Below are 14,908 nucleotides of genomic sequence, written 5' to 3'. Positions count from 1 at the left end.
AATGTTTGTCAAAATTAAAACTTTGACAAACATTGACTTTAAATTTATAAAAGTATAGAGTCTAATTAAAATGAACTTATATCACTTACAGGTTCATTATACTTTAAAAAAATTGAATTTATTTTTAAATCTAAAAAATCGCTTAGAATCTTAGTCCGTTAGCAACTTAGTATCTTAAAAAAAATTAAACCTCAAATTTGTATCCTACTCCTTTTATTGTTTTGAAAAAATCTTCTCCAATCTTTTCACGTAGTTTTCTGATGTGAACATCGATTGTTCTTCCACCCACAACTACTTCGTTACCCCAAACTTTATCAAGGATTTCGTCTCTTTTAAAAACTTTTCCGGGTTTTGAAGCTAATAAGTAGAACAATTCGAATTCTTTTCTTGGCAAAGCAATTTCGACATTGCCTTTAATGATCTTATATTCTTCACGGTTAATCTCGATGCCGCCAACGTTTAAGGTATCGCTAACCACTTCTTGTTCTTTTAACCTTCTTAACAAAGCCTTTACTTTGCTGACCAATAATTTTGGTTTTATTGGTTTTGTAATATAGTCATCTGCACCTGCATCAAAACCAGCAACTTGTGAATAATCTTCACTTCTAGCCGTTAAAAATGTTATGATAACATTATTTAATTCAGGAATTTTTCTGATGTGTTCACAGGCTTCCATTCCATCCATTTCGGCCATCATCACATCCATAATAATTAAGTCCGGAAGTTCTTTTTGAGCTTTTGCAATGGCATCTTTTCCATTTGAAGCTGTTACAATTTGGTAGCCTTCCTGAGCAAGGTTATAGCCTACAATTTCCAGGATATCCGGTTCATCGTCAACTAATAAGATCTTGGTTTGAGTTTTTTTCATAAAATAGCAAAAATTGAGTTTTTTCATCAAATTCTATTCTTCTAAATCCGATGATTTGTAATTGCGATGGTAAATATAACAATAAATCAACGGTTAAAAATTCGTGTTAACGGTAATTTAATCTGGTAACAATTTGATAATCTAGCAGGAACAAAAACATAACAAGTAGCTAACATGAACTTTACAAAGCGGTCATTTCTTTGCACAAAAATAAATTAAACACAACTGAAATGAAATTCAATTTAAAATTTCTATTTATTACATTATTTATCTGCACGATTTCGATCGCTCAAAACAAAGGTACAATTTCTGGTGTACTAACTGACAAAGAAATGAATAATGAAGTTTTACCTTTTGCAAATGTCCTTATAAAAGGAACTAACATTAGCGCTAACACTGACATTGACGGAAAATATTCCATAAATGTAAATACTGGAACTTATACTATTATTTTTAGCTTCGTAGGATATGAATCTGTAGAAAAACCTGTAACGGTTAAAGCAGGCGAAACTGTTACTTTAGATCAGGTTCTTTCTTCGGGAGGCTATACTCTTAAAGATGTTGTAGTAAAATCAGCAGCAGTAAACAAACAAAAAGAATCAGCCTTATTATTGGACCAAAAAAATGCAGTTTCTTTTAAAGCAGCAATTGGTGCCGAAGAAATTTCAAGAAAAGGACTTAACGATGTTGCTAATGCCGTAGCAAAAGTGAGCGGCGTATCTAAGCAAGATGATTCTGGAAATGTTTTTGTAAGAGGATTAGGTGACCGTTATAACGTTACTACTTTAAACGGACTTCCGTTACCATCAAATAATCCAGCTAATAAAAATATTCTTTTAGATATTTTCACAACAAATATTGTAGATAATATTGGAGTAAGCAAAACATTTGAGGCTCAAAATTACGCTGATTTTGGTGGAGCAAATATTGACATTACCGCAAAAAAATTCAATGGAAAACCATTCGTTAGTTTTTCAATCGGAACAGGCGCTAACACAAATGTATTAGGACAAGATCATTTTTACTTACAAGATGGCCCAAATTATACTGGTTTTAAAAAAGTTGGAGTACCTAACGCTCCCTTATTGCCATACAGCTATGCAACAAGCTGGGACAGACAAGAAAACAAAAATGTATTGAATGCTTTCTATACGGTATCAGCTGGTAAAAGATTTAATATAAATGAAGAAAGTTCAATCGGTACTTTTGTTACTGGTTCATTTAGTGCAAAGAACAAATACACAGAAGGATACAGCAGAGGAGGAATTACTTCTGACGGAGATATATTTTCTGATTTTATCAGAACGGCATACAAACATAGCACTACTACAACTGTTATGGGGACTGCTGATTATAAAATCAACAAAAAGAATTCGATCTTCTTTACTTCTTTATTCTTAAATTCAAGTGATCAGGATTACAGTGAGTACGAAGGAACAAACCAGAATTTTGACGGTGGTGGAGACGCTCTTCAACAAATATCAGGTTTTATCAAACGTGGAACTTTTGAAAGAACTCAATTAATTGTAAACCAATTAACAGGAAAAAACAAATTCAACGATCAATGGAATTTAAACTGGGGAGTAGGATACAGTATGTCTAACAGTGCAATTCCGGATCGTATGCAAAACTCTTTTGTATATGCTCCAAATGCTATAGACTACACATTCTTTACCAATTCAAATATCAATAATCACAGATTTTTTCAGGACTTAAAAGAAAATGAAATCGCTGCAAATATTGCTCTTTCATATAACTTCAAAAAAGGAATTGATGATACTTACAAAGGAAAAGCAACTGTTGGTTATTCAGGAAAGTTCAAGGATGTAGATTACAATATGGAACAATATTCATTCTTCCCGAACAGAACTACAATTTCTTTTCCTAAAGAAGACATACACCATGTAGATAATTATTTAGATCCTGCACATTGGGGTTCATCATATTCAAACAGAATTAACCAATTTTATAATGGAAATTTAGATATTAATGCTGCATTTGTTAATGTTCAATACTCTTTAACTGATAGATTGAGTGTGATATTAGGTGCGAGACTGGAGCAATTGACTCAAAATGTTTCCTATATCACAACTACAGTTCCTGCAGGAGATACTTCTAATGATTCAAAGTTTAATATTTTACCAAGTTTAATTTCGAAGTATACCCTGAATGAGAAGCAGAATTTAAAATTCTCTGCAAGTAAAACTTATACGCTTCCTCAGTTTAAAGAAAAAGTGCCAATTATTTACGAAGATGTCGCACAAGCATACGAAGGAAATCCTAATTTATATGCTTCAACAAATTACAACTTCGATTTAGGATGGGAATTTTTCCCGAAAGCAGGGGAGTTAATTTCTGTAACTGCATTTGGAAAAATTATTCAAAACCCGATCAACGAAATGTTCCTTAATTCTTCTTCAAATGATATCTCGTACGCAAATACAGGAGACAAGGGAACAGTAGCAGGGGTTGAAGTAGAATTTAGAAAAGATATTTTTGAAATTGAAAAAAATGACAACCTAAAGACAAAACTTTCTTTTGATGCAAACGGATCTTATTTATACACAAACCAGGATCTAAGCAACGAAAAAGTAAACGACGAAAATGATTTTGGAGCAAACTTTACTTTTACAGAAAGTAAATTAACAGGAGCTTCTAATTTCCTTGCCAATGCTAACTTATCCTTTTTAAATGAATTCAGAGAAGGACAGGATTTCAGTGCAACAGTATCTTACTCTTATTTCTCAGATAAATTAGCTGTAATTGGAACTTCAAGAGTAGGAAACCTGGTTGATAAAGCTGTAAATAAATTAGACTTTATCGCTAATACAAGTTTGACTAAAAACCTTAAACTTGGTCTTATTTACAACAACATTCTGAATCCAACTTTCAAACGTGTCCAGGAGCAGGGTGAAGTACCAGGAAAAGAATCTGTTGGAGATATTACTGCAGTTTCATACAAAGCAGGTTCAGATCTTAGATTTACTTTAAACTATACATTCTAAAAGTAAAACCATAAAAAAAACAAAGGTGATTAGTATTCTCTAGTCACCTTTTTTTATTAATCATAAAGACAATGTAAATTTTACATTAAGCAGGTTTGTTTTTTACTCAATATACTTAATGTATTGTTAATACGGTCTTAACCCAGTAAAAACATATATTCTTTTACTTTGCTTCAATAAAATAAAACAATAAAAACACAACAAAATGAAAAAAAGTTTATTTGCAATGGCTGCAATATTAGGACTTGCTTTAACAAGCTGTAGTTCTGATGATAACAACAAAAACGACAACAAAAGTACTTTCGTTTTAAAAGTTGACGATTTACAAGGGAGTATCAATGATGGTGTTGTAACTTTAGATCCAACACAAACTTATACTTTAACTGGAGGTTTAGTTGTTAAAGGCGGAGCTACTTTAGTTATTCCTGCTGGAACAGTAATTAAAAGTTCTGCTACTGCACAAGCTACATCATTATATATCGCTGTAGAAAGAAATGCTAAAATCAATATCAATGGTACTGCTGCTAAACCAGTTATTATGACATCTGGAAAAGCTACTCCTGCTCAAAGTGACTGGGGTGGATTAATTATCGCCGGTAATGCTAAAGTAAACACTGGAGACAATGGTACTTCTGAAGTAGGTGGTTTAAGCTATGGAGGTAATGACAATTCAGATTCTTCTGGAAATATCAACTTCTTGAAAATTTCTTACACAGGTTCTAAATACACTTCTGAAAAAGAATATAATGGAGTTTCTTTCTTTGGAGTAGGTTCAGGAACAGTAGTATCTGACATCTATACTTTTGAAAGTGGTGATGACGGAATTGAGTTCTTCGGAGGAGCTGTAAACGCTTCTAACTTAACAATCATAAACTCTTATGATGATTCATTAGATTTCGCTGACGGATGGCAAGGTACTGCTACTAACGTATACATTAGCGGTGTTTCTAAAGCGGGTGTTGAAGGATCTACTAACGCAAAAGACCCAAGTACAGCTGTTCCAATGACTAACGCTAAAATCATCAACATCTCTATCGTTAAAGGTGGTGCTGCTTTCTTAGCTGACGAAAAAGCAATCAATTACAAAGAAGGTGGTGGAAAACAAGCTTACACAAACTTATATGTTGCTGACGGAATGCCTAAAGACCTTACAAAATTATCTACTGATGCAGGTGCAGTTGCGAATATCGCTGCTGGTAACTTTACTATCACAAACTATACTTTTGGAGCTTCTGTAACTGCTTTTGAGGGTGCTAAATTATCAGGAACTACTACTGGTGCAACTGGTGCTGGTGCTGGTGCTGACTTACCAACTTGGGCTAACTGGACTAAATAATTAGTTTAAAATATTTTTAATTAAAGCTGTCAGAAAAAATCTTCTGACAGCTTTTTTTTTAAACTTATTTTTCTCAAATAATCAACAAAGACGTAAGTCACTCGTTTGTAAAATGTTAAAAACATCCTAAATATTTAGGATGTTTTTTTTTGGTGTAGTTTTTGTAATTTTTTTTGTATATTTACTGTAACCAAAATAACGCGATGGCAAAAAACTACTTTTATATTACATTCTTATTGGCTTTTTTCTTTACTGTAAGTGTCTCGGCACAAGACAGTAAGCAATTACCAAAAACTCAAGAGCCTACAACTATTGAGGGACTGAGCTTGTACCCTAATCCAGTTACAAACGGAAAGGTTTATATTTCCTCTAAGAATGATTTAGAAAAAGAGGTAATCGTTTTTGATATTCTTGGAAAAAAATTAATTCAAACCCATTTATCTTCAAAAGAATTAAACGTTTCTGATTTGGTTCCCGGTGTTTATATCATCAAAATTTACGAAGAAAATGCATCAGCAACCCGAAAACTCATTATTCGGTAAAACATAAAAAAAAAGCTCCCAAAAGGAGCTTTTTTTAGTTTACAGTCGCAGTATTCAGTTAAGCATATTGCATTGTAAAACTGAGACTGAAAACTGAGACTGAAAACTAAAAAACAATATCTTTGCAAAAAAAAGTTTTGATTACAGCCAACGATATCTTTACCATTTCGAGTCAGAAACAGTTTGAAAAAATAGCACTGAAAGTGTTTCGTTTTCAGCACGAGAATAATAAGGTATATCGCGATTTCTGTGATTTTTTAAAAGTAAATCCACAACAGGTAAAATCCTTGGAACAAATTCCGTTTTTACCCATTCAGTTTTTCAAAAGTCATGAGGTAGTTTCCAATTCAAATTTACCACAGGTTACTTTTACCAGCAGCGGTACAACCGGAATGATCACCAGCCGACATTTAGTTACCGATGTTTCTCTTTATGAAGAAAGTTACCGCAACGGATTTTCACAGTTTTATGGTAATATTGAAGATTACGTTGTTTTAGCTCTTTTGCCGTCTTATCTTGAGCGCGATGGCTCTTCGTTAATTTACATGGTCGAAGACCTAATAAAGCTATCCAATCAGCCTGAGAGCGGGTTTTATTTACATAACCACGACGACTTAATTAAAAAACTGACTGCCTTAGATGAATCTGGGCAAAATGTGATTTTAATTGGTGTGACTTACGCCTTATTAGATTTGATTGAAAAGCATCAATTCAATCTTCAGAATACCATTATTATGGAAACTGGGGGAATGAAAGGAAAACGCAAAGAAATGATTCGCGAAGAATTGCACGAACAGCTTTGTAAAGGTTTTAGTGTTTCTTCTATTCATTCTGAATACGGAATGACGGAACTTTTAGCGCAAGCCTACTCTTTAGGTGAAGGGATATTCGAATGTCCGTCATGGATGCATATTTTAGTTCGCGATCCTGAAGATGCACTCACTTACGTAAAAGACGGAAAAACCGGCGGAATTAATGTTATTGATTTAGCCAACATCAATTCATGCTCTTTTATTGCCACACAGGATTTAGGCAAAAAATATCCCAACAACTCTTTTGAGGTATTGGGACGTTTTGATAATTCTGATATTCGTGGTTGTAATTTGATGGTATTGTAAAAGTCGAATATTCACATATTTCCGCTTTTAGCTCAATATACCTTTAATTTTTTCTCTTAATTCAGTTAAAACAATTTCCCGAAACCATTCATTTTTAGCTTGCCAGATATTATTTCTTGGTGAAGGATGTGGCAACGGAAAGTATTGTGGTAAATAAGTCGTAAAATTACGAACCGTTTCCGTTAGAGTGCTTTTAGCATTGTCCCCTAAATAATATTTTTGTGCATATTGCCCAATAAGTAAAACAAGTTCTACATTTGGCATTAATTTTAGTAATTTTTCATGCCATAATGGAGCACATTCTGGTCGTGGTGCTAAATCTCCTGTTTTTCCTGTACCCGGAAAACAAAATCCCATAGGCATTAAAGCAATTTTAGTAGCGTCGTAAAATGTTGTTTTATCAATTTGCAACCAACTTCTCAAATTATCCCCGCTTTTATCATTCCAGGGAATACCTGTGTTATGCACTATGCGCCCAGGTGCCTGACCTATGATGATAATTTTACTCTTTTCACTAGCCGCAACAACGGGATTCACCCCGTCTTTTAAGCAATCTTCACAAACACGACAGTTTTTAATTTGTTCGAAAAGCTCCTCCATAAATTTATACATTTCAATTAAAGTACTAAATTTTGTATTCTTCACCAACAAAAAAAGTTCTAAAAAAAATCCGATTAAAACTTAATCGGATTTTAAAACTTGAAGAATTTAGGGAAAGCCAGGAATTATTTTGCTCTAATCACAAAATAATTCTTCTTCCCACTTTGCAATAATACAAACTGATTGTTGATTAAATCATTTGCTGTTAAAACAAAATCTTCTTTGATTTTTTCTCTGTTTACCGAAATTGAATTTGCTGTCAAAGCACGTCTCGCTTCTCCGTTTGATTTAAAGAAACCCGTTTTTTCATTTAGAACAGAAACAATATCCAATCCGTTTTCAAAATCTGCTTTTGCTATTTCTGCCTGAGGAACTCCGTCAAAAACTTCTAAGAAAGTAGCCTCGTCTAATTGTTTTAAATCTTCAGAAGTTGAATTTCCAAATAAAATATTTGAAGATTGGATTGCTTTTTCTAATTCTTCTTTGCTATGAACAAAAATAGTAATTTCTTCAGCTAGTTTCTTTTGTAATACTCTTAAATGCGGAGCCGTTTTATGCTCTTCAATTAAAGCATCAATAGTTTCTTTATCTAAGAAAGTAAAGATTTTGATATATTTTTCTGCATCAACATCTGTTGCATTTACCCAAAATTGGTAGAATTTATATACCGAAGTTTTATCAGCATCCAGCCAAACATTTCCTCCTTCAGATTTTCCAAATTTAGATCCGTCTGCTTTTGTAATTAATGGCGTTGTTAAGGCGAATGCTTTTGCATTTTCTCCACCCATTCGGCGTACTAATTCTGTTCCGGTAGTAATATTTCCCCATTGGTCAGAACCTCCCATTTGCAAAAGGCAACCATTGTTTTTATATAAATGGTAAAAATCATAACCCTGAATTAATTGGTAAGTGAATTCTGTGAAAGACATCCCTTCTCCTTCTCCGCTCAATCTTTTTTTAACAGAATCCTTTGCCATCATATAATTTACCGTGATACGTTTTCCAACTTCACGGGCAAAATCAATAAAGGAGAATTCTTTCATCCAGTCATAGTTGTTCACCATAACCGGAGCATTTTTATCAGATGAATTAAAGTCTAAGAAACGAGACAATACACTTTTGATTCCCGCAACGTTTTTAGCCAAAGTTTCTTCGTTCAGTAAATTTCTCTCATCAGATTTTCCAGATGGATCACCAATCATTCCGGTCGCACCACCAACTAAAGCAATCGCTTTATGACCAGTTTTATTTAAATGAACCAATAAAATAATCTGAACCATACTACCAATATGTAGTGAATCTGCCGTTGGATCAAAACCAATATACGCCGTAGTTACTTCCTTTAGCAATTGTTCTTCCGTTCCTGGCATGCTATCATGATATAACCCGCGCCACTTTAATTCTTCAACTAGATTCTTCATTTTTTAAAATAATTTGGTGCAAATATAATTAATTCCATCAGTAGTGTTGGCATAAATTGTATCACTAAAAATTATTTCCTCATTTTAATTCCTAATACTATTATTTAAAAATTTACAAACAAATAGATGATTTTCAGTGCATTATAAAAAACATTGAAAATGCTAAATAAAATTACGCGAAACCGTAAAAATTTGTTTGTCTTTTTCTCTAGTTTCGTCAAAATTAAAAACAGCAACATGAAAAAAATTCTACTCCTTTTACTTTTCCTCAATTTCTCTTTTATCAATGCCCAAATATCTTTTGAAAAAGGATATTTTATTTCAAACAACGGAACTAAGACAGAATGCTTTATAAAAAACTTAGACTGGAAAAATAACCCAACTGAATTCAAATACAAAATAGAATTTAGTGATTCCGAATTTAAAACTGAAAACATTGCAAATGTGCAGGAATTTGGAATTGATAACGACGTAACCTTCAAAAGATTTAAAATAAAAATAGATCGTTCAAGCAATGATTTAAAAAAAATAACAACCAACAAAAATCCTGTTTGGAATGAAGAAACAATCTTCTTAAAAACTCTTGTAAAAGGCGATGCAACTTTATACAGTTATAGCGACGAGAATATTAACAGATATTTTTACGATACCAAAGTAGTCCCAACAGAACAACTAATTTATGTAAAATACTCTCAATCTGACGATAACGAAGGAGCCATTAAATTAAATGAAAACAATGAATATAAACAGCAATTATTCAAAAATGTATCATCAGCAAATACATCCGAAAATGACATATTAAAGCTTTCTTACAAAAAATCAGATTTGATAAAGTATTTTATAAAGTACAATAACATCGCACCAAGTACCACTGGTGATAAAGAAGCAAAAATAAACAAAGGTCGTTTTCTAGTTAAAATCACACCTGCTATAAGTATGGTATCACTAACTGCTAAAAATGAAATTGCAACACAAAATAATGTTAAACTGGACAACAAAGTCACTTTCAAATTTGGTGGAGAAGCAGAATATATACTTCCATACAATAAAAACAAGTGGAGTATTTTCATCAATCCTTCTTATCAAAAATATCAAGATGAAAAAACATATATGATTCCAAGTGGTTTTATAACAAATCCTGAAACTGAAGCCAATGTAAAAGCAAAATACACTTCAATACAAGTACCTATTGGTGTAAGACATTATATATTCTTAAATGCAACATCAAAAATTTTCGTTAACGCAGCTTATGCGGTTGATATCGCCAGTAACACAGAAATTAATTACACTATCATATCAAATAACACAAAAACAGATTACAAAAGTAAATCAGGAGCTAATTTTGCTTTTGGCCTTGGATACAATTTTAAAAATAAATTAAGTGCTGAAATAAGATTAAACACTAAAAAAGAACTAATGCGTGACTATAGCAATTATTCCGCACAATATAATGCTATCGATTTTATTTTAGGGTACAGCATATTTTAATAAAAACATTATATAAAATTCTACAGCAAAGCAGGTTAGCAAGTTTACTAACCTGCTTTATTTTTATAACACTTTATAAAATCAGCATTTTGTAAAATGTAATCAAAAACCTTTGCAACTTTGAGCCTTTGTAACTTTGCACCTTTAAAGCAAAAACTTATCTTTACAAAATGGTACTAGTAACTGGAGGAACGGGTTTAGTTGGCGCACATTTAATACTTCATTTAATTGAAAATGGAGAAATCGTTCGGGCAATTTACCGTACCCACAATAGCATTCAGAAAACAAAATCGGTTTTTGAACTTTATGGAAAAACTGATTTATTTGAAAAAATTAATTGGCTTGAAGCCGATATTTTAGACGTTCCTTCCCTTGAAATTGCTTTTATGCATATTGAATACGTTTATCATTGTGCCGCTTTAATTTCATTTGATCCAAAAGATGAAGACGGACTCCGAAAGACCAATATTGAAGGAACTGCCAATATGGTTAATTTTTCTTTAGCTAAAGGAATAAAGAAATTTTGCTATGTAAGTTCCATTGCGGCTTTGGGAGATTTGGCTCCTCACGAAACCTATATAACCGAAGAAACCGACTGGAATCCAGAAAAACCACATAGTGACTACGCCATTTCTAAATATGGTGCTGAAATGGAAGTTTGGCGTGCTGTTCAGGAAGGTTTAGATATTATTATTATAAATCCGGGCGTGATTTTAGGACCAATTGCAACAACAAAGATTTTTCACGAAGGTAGTAATGAGCTATATCGAAAAGTGGCTAACGGGCTTCCGTTTTACACACTGGGAAACACTGGCTTTATTACCGTAAATGACGTAGTGAAAATTGCTTTTGAATTAATGAAAAGCGCTATCAAAAATGAACGTTTTACTATAATTTCAGATAATATTGTTTTCAGAGATATCCTAAATACAATTGCTGAGACTTTAAACGTAAAAAAACCAACTATTCACGCAGCGCCAATATTCATGAATTTCCTTTGGATAGCTGACGGAATATTTTCAACCTTATTTTTTCAGAAAAGACGCATGACCAAAGCAACCGCAAAAGCTTCTTATTCTAAAAATCTCTATTCAAATGAAAAAATAAAAACCGCTCTGGGAACGGTTTTTCTGGATGTTCATCAATATATAAAAGACAGTTCGACGTTATAAAAACTATCTTAATTGTCTTGTTCTTCTGATCGAATCAATATTTATAGGTTTTAAAGGCTTTTTTATAGAATCTTTTGGATTCACTTTTACCTTCTTCTTTTTAGCAGCGGCTTTTACAGCTTTTGCAGCCTTTTTCTCTTCAATTTTAACAATTGAATCAACGGCTCGTTCGTTCACAGCTAATCGTTTGCCAATTTCATCATACATTTCCTTATACATATTGTAATCGGCTGCGTAATAGATATTGCTTTGAGCGAACTGAAGGCTGTCTACTTTATATTTCTTAAAAACAAAATTCTTTGGATCAGAATTAACAGAATCCAAAGACAATGGATTTTGATATTTGATCGCCTCCAAAAGAGACAAATCATACATAATATCAATCATTTTCTCTTTCTCAATAAGTCGTTTTGGTTCTTTGACCAATTCTTTTTTACAACTTACAGAAAGAAACAATACCAATATTATAAATACAAAATTCTTCATTTACCTTTTTTATCTGTCAAACAATAATCTTTTTCCGGCACGAATATCTTTTACTTTAAAATTATTATAAACCATTTCACCATTTACAAAAGTATGAGTGATTCTCGATTTAAAAGTAAAATTTTCAAATGGCGACCAACCGCATTTATATAAAATATTCTCTGGTTTAACACTCCATGGCAAACTTGGATTCACAATTACCAAATCAGCAAAATAACCTTCTTTTATAAAACCTCTTTTTTCGATTTTGAAAATTTTAGCCGGATTGTGGCACATTTTTTCTACGATTTTTTCAACAGTAATTTTTCCTTGGTGATGTGCTTCAAACATTGCCACCACAGCATGCTGAACCAACGGACCTCCAGAAGGCGCTTTTAAATAAGACTGTTCTTTCTCTTCTTTCGTATGAGGTGCATGATCTGTTGCAATAACATCAATACGTCCGTCATTTAAAGCTTTCCACAGTTCTTTTCTATCATCAGCTGTTTTTACCGCAGGATTCCATTTGATAAAATTTCCTTTTGTTTTGTAATCCTCATCAGTAAACCAAAGATGATGCACACAAACCTCAGCGGTAATTTTTTTATCTTCTAACGGAATTTTATTCGTAAATAATTCCATTTCCTTCGCAGTTGAAAGATGGAAAATATGAAGTCTTGCTCCTGTTTTTTTCGCCAAAGCAACTGCTTTTGAAGACGAAATATAACAAGCTTCCGCACTACGAATTAAATGATGCGCCGTTACCGGAATGTCATCACCATATTGTTCCTTAAATGCAGCAAGATTATTTTGAATTGTAGTTTCATCTTCACAGTGAACTGCAATTAACATGGGCGTACTTGAGAAAATTTTCTCTAAAGTTTCTTCTTTATCAACCAACATATTTCCGGTTGAAGAACCTAAAAAGATCTTAATTCCCGCAACATTCTTGGGATTCGTTTTTAGAACTTCTTCTAAATTATCGTTGGTTGCTCCCATCATAAACGAATAATTCGCAAATGATTTTTCGGCAGCAATCTCGTATTTATCTTCAAGGATTTCCTGAGTAACAGCATTCGGAACCGTATTGGGTTGTTCGATGAAAGAAGTAATTCCACCCGCAACTGCCGCTCTTGATTCTGATTCTATATCTCCTTTGTGTGTTAATCCCGGTTCTCTAAAGTGAACCTGATCATCAATTGCTCCGGGAATTAAATAACTTCCTTCGGCATCTATTACTTTGCAATCAGAGGTTTTTAGGCTGATGCTGTCTGAAATTTCAACGATTAAGTCGTTTTCGATCAAAACATCACCTTCAAAAATTGATCCTTCGTTTACAATTTTAGCATTTTTAATTAAAATCCTGTTCATCACCCTGGCTTTATAATGTATTGAATAATTTTTTTAATCGAAGTGAAATTACTCCAAGTATAGCTTCTTTAATAATGGCATTGCTCATTTTTGAAACTCCTTTAGTCCGATCCGTAAAAATAATCGGAACTTCTGTTATTTCAAATTTACCACAATATGTTCGATATTTCATTTCGATTTGAAAAGCATATCCAACAAATTTAATTTTGTTCAGATTTATCTTCTCCAAAACTTCTCTTTTATAACAAACAAAACCAGCAGTTGCATCATGAATTTTCATTCCGGTAATGAATTTCACATAAACCGAAGCAAAATAAGACATTAATACACGACTTAACGGCCAGTTGACCACATTTACACCCGTTACATAACGAGATCCAACAGCTAATGATGCGCCTCCAAAATGACAGGCGTCATATAATTTTTCAAGATCATTTGGGTTATGGGAAAAATCGGCATCCATTTCAAAAATGAAATCATAATTGCGTTCTAAAGCCCATCTGAAACCGTGAACATAAGCAGTTCCTAAACCCGATTTTTTGGCTCTTTTTTCTAAAAATAACCTATCAGGAAATTCTTCCTGTAATGCAATTACTTTATTTGCAGTAAAATCTGGCGAATTATCATCAATGATTAAGAGATGAAAAGGTTTATGTTGTGAAAGAACAGCTCTAACTATACTTTCAATATTTTCGATTTCGTTGTAAGTGGGAATTATGACAATACAATCATTCATTTTTCTGGGTAATTTCACCGCAAAAGTAAACTTTTTATGGCATTTGATTCATAATAAATTTATAATAAAAGTATTGAAACAAAAAATTACTAATTTTGTGTCGTTATGATTGAACAACTTACTCCCAGAATCCTCGAAAACAAAGATTGGGCAACACTTTTATTTGTGGTGACCTTTGCCGTTGTTGCAATGACAAAATCAGCTTATGAAACTAGATTCAGCGAATTTAGTAAGCTTATTTTTTCAGATAAATACGCAAAAATTTATCGTGATAATAACCATTTGAAAAGCAGTTTTACTATTGGGTTGTTTTTCGTTCAGATTATTTCGTTTGCTTTTTTCATACTGCTTACGCTAAATATTTTTGACGATAGTATAAAAAAAACCGACTGGATTTTATTCATTCAGATTGCTACCTTTTTACTTTATTTTATCCTTGCAAAATATTTAATTGAGAAAATTGTAGCTACTTCCTTCAATATTGACGATTTTGCGGACCTTTTTAACTTACAAAAAGTAACTTACAGAACCTATATTGGCGTTTTAATTCTGCCTATCAATGCTGTTTTGTTCTATTATGACAATATTCCACAGATCATTCCTCTAGTAATCATAGGCGTTTCGCTGTGTCTGAGCCTCTACTCGTATTTTATTTCGATAAAAACATATCAAAACGTAATAATCGGCAAGTTATTTTATTTTATTTTATATCTTTGCGCACTTGAAATAGCCCCTTATTATTTTCTCTATTATTGGATTACAAAAGGGAGTGCTTAGAAAATGTTT

13 protein-coding genes are annotated in these 14,908 nt (G+C 32.7%); 7 read left to right on the top strand and 6 right to left on the bottom strand.

Annotation, left to right across the window (positions count from 1 at the left end):
• Positions 1 to 184: 184 nt before the first annotated feature.
• The gene (locus AC6CH4_RS19140; protein WP_498105774.1) at positions 185 to 868 is read right to left on the bottom strand and encodes a response regulator transcription factor; all 684 of its coding nucleotides are present in this window, start codon (positions 866 to 868) and stop codon (positions 185 to 187) included.
• Positions 869 to 1,098: 230 nt separating this feature from the next.
• On the opposite strand from AC6CH4_RS19140, the gene AC6CH4_RS19135 reads away from it, so the two are divergent.
• From AC6CH4_RS19135 to AC6CH4_RS19120, 4 genes are all read left to right on the top strand, one after another.
• Entirely contained in the window at positions 1,099 to 3,873 is a 2,775-nt protein-coding gene (locus AC6CH4_RS19135; protein ID WP_498105772.1) for a TonB-dependent receptor, read from the top strand.
• Positions 3,874 to 4,078: 205 nt separating this feature from the next.
• Positions 4,079 to 5,209 (top strand): beta-helix domain-containing protein, encoded by a 1,131-nt coding sequence (locus AC6CH4_RS19130; protein WP_498105770.1) that lies wholly within the window; start codon positions 4,079 to 4,081, stop codon positions 5,207 to 5,209.
• A 203-nt stretch (positions 5,210 to 5,412) separates the two neighbouring features.
• Positions 5,413 to 5,751, top strand: coding sequence for a T9SS type A sorting domain-containing protein (locus AC6CH4_RS19125; protein ID WP_498105768.1), 339 nt, complete (start codon positions 5,413 to 5,415; stop codon positions 5,749 to 5,751).
• A gap of 137 nt (positions 5,752 to 5,888) precedes the next feature.
• On the top strand, positions 5,889 to 6,869 hold the full coding sequence (locus tag AC6CH4_RS19120) for a LuxE/PaaK family acyltransferase (RefSeq protein WP_498105893.1): 981 nt from the start codon (positions 5,889 to 5,891) through the stop codon (positions 6,867 to 6,869).
• Positions 6,870 to 6,896: 27 nt separating this feature from the next.
• Here the strand turns inward: AC6CH4_RS19120 and AC6CH4_RS19115 are convergent, their stop codons facing one another.
• Together AC6CH4_RS19115 and tyrS are read right to left on the bottom strand one after the other, a co-directional pair.
• Positions 6,897 to 7,469, bottom strand: coding sequence for a uracil-DNA glycosylase family protein (locus AC6CH4_RS19115; RefSeq protein ID WP_498105766.1), 573 nt, complete (start codon positions 7,467 to 7,469; stop codon positions 6,897 to 6,899).
• A gap of 125 nt (positions 7,470 to 7,594) precedes the next feature.
• A complete protein-coding gene (gene tyrS, locus AC6CH4_RS19110; protein WP_498105764.1) occupies positions 7,595 to 8,890 on the bottom strand; it encodes a tyrosine--tRNA ligase in 1,296 nt (431 codons plus the stop codon).
• A gap of 237 nt (positions 8,891 to 9,127) precedes the next feature.
• On the opposite strand from tyrS, the gene AC6CH4_RS19105 reads away from it, so the two are divergent.
• Positions 9,128 to 10,378, top strand: a complete 1,251-nt coding sequence (locus tag AC6CH4_RS19105) for a porin family protein (protein ID WP_498105762.1) — start codon at positions 9,128 to 9,130, stop codon at positions 10,376 to 10,378.
• A gap of 170 nt (positions 10,379 to 10,548) precedes the next feature.
• The gene (locus AC6CH4_RS19100) at positions 10,549 to 11,550 is read left to right on the top strand and encodes an NAD-dependent epimerase/dehydratase family protein (RefSeq protein WP_498105760.1); all 1,002 of its coding nucleotides are present in this window, start codon (positions 10,549 to 10,551) and stop codon (positions 11,548 to 11,550) included.
• Between the two features lie 3 nt (positions 11,551 to 11,553).
• Here AC6CH4_RS19100 and AC6CH4_RS19095 read toward each other — a convergent pair whose 3' ends face one another.
• From AC6CH4_RS19095 to AC6CH4_RS19085, 3 genes are read right to left on the bottom strand one after another with little or no spacing between them, the layout of a single operon-like run.
• Entirely contained in the window at positions 11,554 to 12,036 is a 483-nt protein-coding gene (locus tag AC6CH4_RS19095; protein WP_498105758.1) for a DUF4296 domain-containing protein, read from the bottom strand.
• A 9-nt stretch (positions 12,037 to 12,045) separates the two neighbouring features.
• Positions 12,046 to 13,386 (bottom strand): dihydroorotase, encoded by a 1,341-nt coding sequence (locus AC6CH4_RS19090; RefSeq protein ID WP_498105756.1) that lies wholly within the window; start codon positions 13,384 to 13,386, stop codon positions 12,046 to 12,048.
• 10 nt (positions 13,387 to 13,396) lie between these two features.
• Entirely contained in the window at positions 13,397 to 14,122 is a 726-nt protein-coding gene (locus tag AC6CH4_RS19085) for a polyprenol monophosphomannose synthase (protein ID WP_498105754.1), read from the bottom strand.
• Between the two features lie 105 nt (positions 14,123 to 14,227).
• Between AC6CH4_RS19085 and AC6CH4_RS19080 the strand changes: the two genes are divergently transcribed.
• Entirely contained in the window at positions 14,228 to 14,899 is a 672-nt protein-coding gene (locus AC6CH4_RS19080; protein ID WP_498105752.1) for a DUF4271 domain-containing protein, read from the top strand.
• Positions 14,900 to 14,908: the final 9 nt, after the last annotated feature.

It is taken from the genome of Flavobacterium sp. GQ95, from assembly GCF_059758655.1.
This window is presented reverse-complemented; position numbering and strand designations above follow the sequence as displayed.

Coding starts and splice junctions, on each gene's coding strand:
- AC6CH4_RS19140 (WP_498105774.1), bottom strand. CDS start 868: ATGAAAAAAACTCAAACCAAGATCTTATTAGTTGACGATGAACCGGAT.
- AC6CH4_RS19135 (WP_498105772.1), top strand. CDS start 1,099: ATGAAATTCAATTTAAAATTTCTATTTATTACATTATTTATCTGCACG.
- AC6CH4_RS19130 (WP_498105770.1), top strand. CDS start 4,079: ATGAAAAAAAGTTTATTTGCAATGGCTGCAATATTAGGACTTGCTTTA.
- AC6CH4_RS19125 (WP_498105768.1), top strand. CDS start 5,413: ATGGCAAAAAACTACTTTTATATTACATTCTTATTGGCTTTTTTCTTT.
- AC6CH4_RS19115 (WP_498105766.1), bottom strand. CDS start 7,469: ATGGAGGAGCTTTTCGAACAAATTAAAAACTGTCGTGTTTGTGAAGAT.
- tyrS (WP_498105764.1), bottom strand. CDS start 8,890: ATGAAGAATCTAGTTGAAGAATTAAAGTGGCGCGGGTTATATCATGAT.
- AC6CH4_RS19105 (WP_498105762.1), top strand. CDS start 9,128: ATGAAAAAAATTCTACTCCTTTTACTTTTCCTCAATTTCTCTTTTATC.
- AC6CH4_RS19100 (WP_498105760.1), top strand. CDS start 10,549: ATGGTACTAGTAACTGGAGGAACGGGTTTAGTTGGCGCACATTTAATA.
- AC6CH4_RS19095 (WP_498105758.1), bottom strand. CDS start 12,036: ATGAAGAATTTTGTATTTATAATATTGGTATTGTTTCTTTCTGTAAGT.
- AC6CH4_RS19090 (WP_498105756.1), bottom strand. CDS start 13,386: ATGAACAGGATTTTAATTAAAAATGCTAAAATTGTAAACGAAGGATCA.
- AC6CH4_RS19085 (WP_498105754.1), bottom strand. CDS start 14,122: ATGAATGATTGTATTGTCATAATTCCCACTTACAACGAAATCGAAAAT.
- AC6CH4_RS19080 (WP_498105752.1), top strand. CDS start 14,228: ATGATTGAACAACTTACTCCCAGAATCCTCGAAAACAAAGATTGGGCA.